This is a genomic window from Streptomyces aurantiacus, from assembly GCF_001418335.1.
Taxonomy (GTDB): domain Bacteria; phylum Actinomycetota; class Actinomycetes; order Streptomycetales; family Streptomycetaceae; genus Streptomyces; species Streptomyces aurantiacus.
This window is the reverse complement of record NZ_LIPP01000101.1, coordinates 22,504-30,257: the sequence shown is the minus strand read 5'-3', so window position 1 is coordinate 30,257 and position 7,754 is coordinate 22,504. Positions and strand designations below refer to the sequence as shown.

Here is a 7,754-nt window from a genome sequence, read left to right as displayed (position 1 = left end):
CACCAACGGCAAGACCACCACGACACGGCTGATCGCCGAGGCGCTGCAGGCCGCGGGGCCCGTCGTCTCGAACGCGCTGGGCGCGAACATGCCCGCCGGTATCACCTCGGCGCTGGCCGGCGGCTCCGACTCGCGGTTCGCCGTCATCGAGGTCGACGAGAAGTACCTCTCCGGGGTGGCGCGCGACACAGACCCGAAGTGCATCGCGCTGCTCAACCTCTCGCGCGACCAGCTCGACCGCGCCGCCGAGACCCGCATGATGGCCGAGCACTGGCGTGAGGGCCTGGCCGGGTCCAAGGCCGTCGTCGTCGCCAACGCCGACGATCCGCTGGTCGTCTGGGCCGCGTCCTCCTCGCCGAACGTGGTGTGGGTGGCCGCCGGTCAGATGTGGAAGGACGACGCCTGGTCCTGCCCGTCCTGTGGCGGTGTGATGCAGCGCCCCGGCGACGACTGGTTCTGCGGCGACTGCGGTTTCCGCCGCCCCACGCCGAGCTGGGCGCTCTCCGGTGATTACGTCCTGGACCCGCACGGTTCGGCCTGGCCGATCCACCTCCAGCTGCCGGGCCGCGCCAACAAGGCCAACGCCGCCTCGTCGGCAGCCGTCGCCGCCGTCTTCGGCGTACCGCCGCAGGTCGCCCTGGAACGCATGTACAAGGTCCAGGCCGTGGCCGGGCGCTACGACGTGGTGCAGTTCATGCAGCGCGACCTGCGTCTGCTGCTCGCCAAGAACCCGGCGGGCTGGCTGGAGACGTTCTCCCTGATCGACCCGCCGCCGACCCCGGTGATCCTGTCGGTGAACGCGCGCGGCGCTGACGGCACCGACACCTCCTGGCTGTGGGACGTCGACTACACCCAGCTCACCGGCCACCCGATCTTCGTTCTCGGCGACCGCAAGCTGGACCTCGCCGTTCGTCTGGAGGTCGCCAACCAGCAGTTCCAGGTCTGCGACAACCTCGACCAGGCCGTGCAGCAGGCACCGCCCGGACGCATCGAGGTCGTCGCGAACTACACCGCTTTCCAGGACCTGAGGCGTCGTGTCGGCAACTGAACCCCGGAGGACGAAGAGAATGAGTGACAACAGCCTGCGGCTGGTGTGGATCTACCCGGACCTGCTGAGCACGTACGGCGACCAGGGCAACGCGCTCGTCGTCGAGCGCCGGGCCCGCCAGCGCGGTCTGGACGTGGCCCGTCTCGACGTACGCAGCGACCAGCCGATCCCGACTTCGGGTGACATCTACCTCATCGGCGGCGGCGAGGACCGGCCGCAGCGCTTGGCGTCCGAGCGGCTGCGCCGCGACGGCGGTCTGGAGCGCGCGGTCGGCAACGGCGCGATCGTCTTCTCTGTGTGCGCCGGCTACCAGATCCTCGGCCACGAGTTCATCAACGACCTCGGCCAGCGCGAGCCGGGCCTCGGCCTGCTCGACGTGCACTCCACGCGCGGTGAGGGCGAGCGGTGCGTCGGTGACGTGCTGGGCGACATCGACGCGCGCCTGGGTCTGCCCCCGCTGACCGGCTTCGAGAATCACCAGGGCGTCACCCACCTCGGCCCCACCGCCCGCCCCTTCGCGAACGTGCGGCTCGGCAAGGGCAACGGCACGGGCGACGGCACGGAGGGCGCGTACAACGACACGGTCTTCGGTACGTACATGCACGGGCCCGTGCTCGCCCGGAACCCGCTGATCGCGGATCTGCTGCTCAAGCTGGCGCTCGATGTGAACGCGCTGCCGCCGATCGACGACCGGTGGTACGAGGCGCTCCGCTCCGAACGCATCACGGCTGCTCAGCAGCCTGCCTGACCTCACAGGGACAGCCCATCCGGCGATGTGTCCGCTCACCTGTGCGGGCACGTCCAGCAGGCGGACGCACAGTGTGGGCGCGCCCCCTGCCGCCGGTAGGGTGGCCGCGTCCAGCCGGACAGCGTGGTCCGGTTCCCGGCCCACGTTGAGAAGGTATTTCGGACTATGCGCATTGGTGTCCTCACGTCCGGCGGCGACTGCCCCGGTCTGAACGCCGTCATCCGGTCCGTCGTACACCGCGCCGTCGTCGACCACGGCGACGAGGTCATCGGCTTCCGGGACGGCTGGAAAGGCCTTCTGGAAGGCGACTACCTCAAGCTCGACCTCGACGCGGTGAGCGGCATCCTGGCTCGCGGCGGCACGATGCTCGGTTCCTCCCGGGTCCAGCCCGCGCATCTGCGCAACGGTGTGGAGCAGGCCCGGGGCCACGTCGAGGAGCTCGGGCTCGACGCGATCATCCCGATCGGCGGCGAGGGCACGCTCAAGGCGGCCCGTCTCCTGTCGGACAGCGGCCTGCCGATCGTCGGCGTGCCGAAGACCATCGACAACGACATCGCGGTCACGGATGTCACCTTCGGTTTCGACACGGCCGTGGGTGTCGCCACCGAGGCCCTCGACCGGCTGAAGACCACCGCCGAGTCCCATCAGCGTGTCCTGATCGTCGAGGTCATGGGCCGGCACACCGGCTGGATCGCGCTGCACTCCGGTATGGCCGCGGGCGCCCACGCGATCGTCGTGCCGGAACGGCCCTTCGACATCGCGGAGTTGACCGCGAAGGTTGGCGAACGCTTCTCCGCGGGCAAGAAGTTCGCCATCGTCGTCGTCGCGGAGGGCGCGAAGCCCCGCGAGGGCACGATGACGTACGACGAGGGCCGCAAGGACGTCTACGGCCACGAGCGCTTCGCGGGCATCGCCCGGCAGCTCTCCATCGAGCTGGAGGAGCGCCTCGGCAAGGAGGCCCGGCCGGTGATCCTCGGGCACGTCCAGCGCGGGGGTACGCCTACCGCGTACGACCGGGTGCTCGCGACGCGGTTCGGGTGGCATGCGGTGGAGGCTGTGCACCGGGGTGAGTTCGGCCACATGACCGCGTTGCGGGGGACGGACATCGTGATGGTGTCGCTCGCCAAGGCCGTGGAGACGCTGAAGACGGTTCCGGATGACCGGTACGCCGAGGCGGAGTGTGTGCTTTAGGGGAGTCGTCGGCTGCGGGTTCGTCGTGGCTGATCGCGCAGTTCCCCGCGCCCCTTCGGGGGCGCCCCCCGGTCGCCGACGTGACCGGGGGCGGTTCTAGTCTGGGTTCGGACAGACAGCGCTCAACCCGTACGAAACAGGAGCCGGCGGATGGATCACAGCGGGCACGGCACGACCATGGATCTGCCGCCGTTCACGCTGGGGCGGGGGCTCGAATGGTCCCCGGACCCGTTCTTCCTCGTCGCCTGCCTCGTGGGGCTCGCCCTGTACGGGTGGGGGGTGACGCGGCTGGTGCGGCGCGGTGACGCGTGGCCGGTCGGGCGGACCGTGGCGTTCGTCGTCGGCGTCCTGAGCGTCATGCTCGTGCTCTGCACCGGGCTCAACGAATACGGCATGGTCATGTTCAGCGTGCACATGGTGCAGCACATGGTGATCAGCATGCTGTCGCCGATCCTGCTCCTGCTCGGCGCGCCGATCACCCTCGCGCTGCGCGCGCTGCCGGCCGCGGGCCGCGACCGCAAGGGGCCGCGCGAGCTGCTCCTGATGCTGCTGCACAGCTGGTTCATGCGGATCGTCACGCATCCGGCGTTCACGATCCCGCTGTTCATCGCCAGCCTGTACGCGCTGTACTTCACCCCGATCTTCGACTTCCTGATGGAGTCCAGGACGGGCCACATCGCGATGATGTGCCACTTCCTCGCCGTCGGCCTGGTCTTCTTCTGGCCGATCATGGGCGTCGATCCCGGCCCGCACCGGCCCGGCTATCTGATGCGGATGCTGGAGCTGTTCGCCGGCATGCCGTTCCACGCGTTCTTCGGCATCGCGTTGATGATGGCATCCGAACCGATGGTCGAGACGTACAAGAACCCGGTCGCGTCGCTGGGCATCGACGCGCTCGCCGACCAGACCGCGGCGGGCGGCATCGCCTGGGCCTTCAGCGAGATCCCGTCCGTGCTCGTGCTGCTCGCGCTGCTCTTCCAGTGGCACCGGTCCGAGGAACGGCAGGCACGGCGTTCGGACCGGGCCGCCGACCGTGACGGCGACAAGGAGCTTGAGGCGTACAACGCCTATCTGGCCTCGCTCGCCGCACGCAGTCGCTGAGCTTCTTTATGCGGACACATTTGGTGGTCCGTGCTGCGATTCGCGCCGACGGGGGCACCATGGAGAGGGACGAACCATGAGGAGGGTGTTGCGATGCCCGGTTCAACGAAGACCATGGGAGTACTCACCGTCGGCAGCCTGGTGATGATCACCGGCTACACGGTGGCGCTCGGCAGCAGCGGCTGGCTGTGGTTCGGCTGGGTGGTGCTCGGCCTGATCACACTGGCGATGGTGGCCTCGCGCCCCACCTGAGACGCCCCGCGACCGGTCCCCCGGGAAAGATCTGCCGAGCTTGAAAGCTCGGCAGATCTTTCCCGGGGGTCGTTCGCGGGGCTCATTCGCGGGACAGTCCTCCCGCCGAGTGCACGCCCGGCTGGTATTTCGGCAAGCGGGCGGTGATTTTCATGCCCGCGCCCGGGGCGGTCTCGATGACCAGGCCGTAGTCGTCGCCGTACACCTGCCGCAGGCGGTCGTCGACGTTCGAGAGACCGATGCCGTCCGAGGAGCTGGCCTCGCCGGCCAGGATGCGGCGCAGCCGGCCGGGGTCCATGCCGGGGCCGTCGTCCTCGATGACGACGAGCGCCTCGGCTCCCGCGTCCTGTGCGCTGATGCTGATGCGGCTCTCGAACACCTTGCCCGTGCCGCCTTCCAGGCCGTGCTTCACGGCGTTCTCGACGAGCGGCTGCAGACAGAGGAAGGGCAGGGTCACCGGCAGCACCTCGGGGGCTATCTGCAGGGTGACCGCGAGCCGGTCGCCGAAGCGGGCCCGGACCAGCGCCAGGTAGTGGTCGATGGCGTGGAGTTCGTCGGCCAGGGTGGTGAAGTCGCCGTGCCTGCGGAACGAGTAGCGGGTGAAGTCGGCGAACTCCAGGAGGAGTTCGCGGGCCCGCTCGGGGTCGGTACGGACGAACGACGCGATCACCGCGAGCGAGTTGAAGATGAAGTGCGGGGATATCTGGGCCCGCAGTGCCCTGATCTCGGCCTCGATCAGCCGCGTACGGGACCGGTCGAGATCGGCGAGTTCCAGCTGGACCGACACCCAGCGGGCGACCTCTCCGGTGGCCCGTACCAGCACGGCGGACTCGCGGGGCGCGCAGGCGACGAGCGCCCCGTGCACCCGGTCGTCGACGGTGAGCGGTGCGACGACGGCCCAGCGGAGCGGGCAGTACGGCTCGTCGCAGGTCAGCCGGAAGGCCTCACCGCGGCCGGTCTCCAGCGGGCCGCCGATCCGCTCCATGATCTGCTCCCGGTGATGCTCGCCCGCGCCTTCCCAGGCCAGCACGGTGTCCTGGTCGGTGAGGCAGAGCGCGTCGGTGCCGAGCAGGGTGCGCAGCCGCCGCGCGGACTTGCGGGCCGTCTCCCCGGTCAGGCCCGCACGCAGCGGCGGCGCGGCGAGCGAGGCGGTGTGCAGGGTCTCGAAGGTGGCGTGCTCGACGGGGGTGCCGAGGCCACCGGGGTTCGGCGAGCGCGCGGTGCGCCTGCCGTACCAGAAGCCGGCCGCCAGCAGCGGGAGCACGGCCACACAGAATCCCGCCAGGAAACCGCTCATGCCCTGACTCATGCCTTGACCTCCGTGCGTACCTGTCCCTGGGCCAGTTCCTCCGGCAGATGGAACCGGGCGAGGATCGCCGCCGTACCGGCCGGCACCCGCCGGGGCGTGGCCAGTGATACCAGCACCATCGTGAGGAAGCCCAGCGGCACCGACCACAGCGCGGGCCAGGCGAGGAGCGCGTGCAGTGCGCCCGTCCCCGGGAAGCCGGCCATGGTGGCCGCGACGGCGAGGAGCGCCGAGCCGCCGCCGACGAGCATCCCGGCGGCGGCGCCGGGCGGTGTGAGCCGGTGCCACCAGATGCCGAGGACGAGCAGCGGGCAGAACGACGAGGCGGACACCGCGAAGGCGAGCCCCACGGCGTCGGCGACCGGCAGTCCGCCCACGAGCATGCTCGCCGCGAGCGGCATGATCATGGCGAGGACCGTGCCGAGCCGGAAGTGCCGTACGCCCCGGGAGGGCAGCACGTCCTGGGTGAGCACGCCCGCCACCGCCATGGTCAGACCCGACGCCGTGGACAGGAAGGCGGCGAAGGCCCCGCCGGCCACCAGCGCGCCGAGCAGGTCCCCGCCGAGCCCGCCGATCACCCGGTCGGGCAGCAGCAGTACGGCGGCGTCGGCGTCCCCTGTCAGGGTGAGCTCGGGGGCGTACAGGCGCCCCAGTGCGCCGTAGACCGGGGGCAGCAGGTAGAAGGCGCCGATCAGGCCGAGCACGACGACGGTGGTGCGGCGGGCGGCCACGCCGTTCGGGCTGGTGTAGAAGCGGACCACGACGTGCGGCAGCCCCATGGTGCCGAGGAAGGTGGCGAGGATCAGCCCGTACGTGGCGTAGAGCGGGCGTTCCTCGCGGCCCTCGGCCAGCGAGGTGGACATGCCGCCGTTGCCGCCGCGGTCGGCGACGGGCACGGGGTCGCCCTTGGTGAAGGCCAGCCGGGTGCCCTCCTCGATGCGGTGGACGCCGGTGGGCAGCCGCAGCCGCTCGGCCTCGTACCGGACGCCGTCGACCGTGCCGTCCGCGGTGACGGTCAGCGGCCCGTCGAGCTTGAGGTCGAGTCCGGCGTCGACGCGCACGACCCGGTGCTCGCGGAATCTGGCCGGTTCGTCGAAGGCGTCGCGCGGGGCCCCGTCGTCCTGCCAGGCGAGGACGAGGAAGAGCGCGGGGACGAGCAGGGCGGTGAGCTTGAGCCAGTACTGGAAGGCCTGCACGAAGGTGATGCTGCGCATGCCGCCCGCGGCGACGGTCGCCACCACGACGACCGCGACGATGACGCCGCCGAGGGACTTGGACGCCCCGGTCAGCACGTTCAGCGTCAGCCCCGCGCCCTGGAGCTGGGGCAGCAGGTACAGCCAGCCGACGCCGACGACGAAGGCTCCGGCCAGCCGGCGCATGCCCTGCGAGGCGAGACGTGCCTCGGCGAAGTCGGGCAGGGTGTACGCGCCGGAGCGGCGCAGCGGGGCCGCGACGAAGATCAGCAGGACGAGATAGCCGGCGGTGTAGCCGACGGGGTACCAGAGCATGTCGGGGCCCTGGACGAGGACGAGGCCCGCGATGCCGAGGAAGGAGGCGGCGGAGAGGTACTCGCCGCTGATGGCGGCCGCGTTCAGCCGGGGGCCGACCGTGCGCGAGGCCACGTAGAAGTCCGAGGTGGTGCGGGAGATGCGCAGCCCGAAGGCGCCCACGAAGACTGTCGCGACGACCACGAGGGCGACCGCCGGTACGGCGTAGTTCTCGTTCACGGACTCAGCGGTCCTCGACGAGGCGGACGAAGTCCTTCTCGTTGCGGTCGGCGCGGCGCACGTACCAGCGGGCGAGCAGCACCAGAGGCGGGTAGATGCAGAAGCCGAGCACGATCCATTCGAGGCTCGAACTGTCTCCCATCACGGTGAACACCAGTGGCAGCGGGCCCACGAGGAGGATGAGCACGGCGAAGACGGTGAGCGCGGCCCGCAGTTGGCTGCGCATCAGGGAGCGGACGTAGGTGTGCCCGAGTGTGGTCTGCTCGTCGATCTCGGTCCGCGGCCGGTAGCGGTTCAGCGGGCGCGTACGGCGTGGCGGGCCGGTGACGACGACTCGCCGGTCGGTGGGGTCGTGGGGCAACTCCGGGCTCCTCAGTTCGC

8 protein-coding genes are annotated in these 7,754 nt (G+C 70.6%); 5 read left to right on the top strand and 3 right to left on the bottom strand.

From position 1 onward, the window contains the following. The 5 genes from AOK01_RS14980 to AOK01_RS42695 form a co-directional block, all read left to right on the top strand. The coding region (locus AOK01_RS14980; protein WP_055511726.1) for a MurT ligase domain-containing protein at window positions 1-1,048 on the top strand (1,048 nt) is incomplete at its 5' end. Between the two features lie 19 nt (window positions 1,049-1,067). Then, entirely contained in the window at window positions 1,068-1,796 is a 729-nt protein-coding gene (locus AOK01_RS14975) for a type 1 glutamine amidotransferase (protein ID WP_055511724.1), read from the top strand. A gap of 165 nt (window positions 1,797-1,961) precedes the next feature. Beyond that, a complete protein-coding gene (locus AOK01_RS14970; protein WP_055511722.1) occupies window positions 1,962-2,987 on the top strand; it encodes a 6-phosphofructokinase in 1,026 nt (341 codons plus the stop codon). 150 nt (window positions 2,988-3,137) lie between these two features. After that, window positions 3,138-4,088 carry a cytochrome c oxidase assembly protein gene (locus AOK01_RS14965; protein ID WP_055511720.1) on the top strand — a complete coding sequence of 317 codons (951 nt, stop codon included), beginning with the start codon at window positions 3,138-3,140 and terminating at the stop codon, window positions 4,086-4,088. Between the two features lie 93 nt (window positions 4,089-4,181). Next, on the top strand, window positions 4,182-4,340 hold the full coding sequence (locus AOK01_RS42695) for a hypothetical protein (protein WP_107099818.1): 159 nt from the start codon (window positions 4,182-4,184) through the stop codon (window positions 4,338-4,340). Window positions 4,341-4,422: 82 nt separating this feature from the next. Here AOK01_RS42695 and AOK01_RS14960 read toward each other — a convergent pair whose 3' ends face one another. Genes AOK01_RS14960 through AOK01_RS14950 form a run of 3 tightly spaced genes read right to left on the bottom strand, consistent with a single transcriptional unit; the run spans window position 4,423 to window position 7,734 of the window. Next, window positions 4,423-5,637, bottom strand: coding sequence for a sensor histidine kinase (locus AOK01_RS14960; RefSeq protein ID WP_055511718.1), 1,215 nt, complete (start codon window positions 5,635-5,637; stop codon window positions 4,423-4,425). Between the two features lie 8 nt (window positions 5,638-5,645). Further along, entirely contained in the window at window positions 5,646-7,373 is a 1,728-nt protein-coding gene (locus AOK01_RS14955) for a sodium/solute symporter (RefSeq protein ID WP_055511716.1), read from the bottom strand. Window positions 7,374-7,377: 4 nt separating this feature from the next. Beyond that, window positions 7,378-7,734, bottom strand: a complete 357-nt coding sequence (locus AOK01_RS14950) for a hypothetical protein (RefSeq protein WP_055511714.1) — start codon at window positions 7,732-7,734, stop codon at window positions 7,378-7,380. Between the last annotated feature and the right edge of the window lie 20 nt (window positions 7,735-7,754).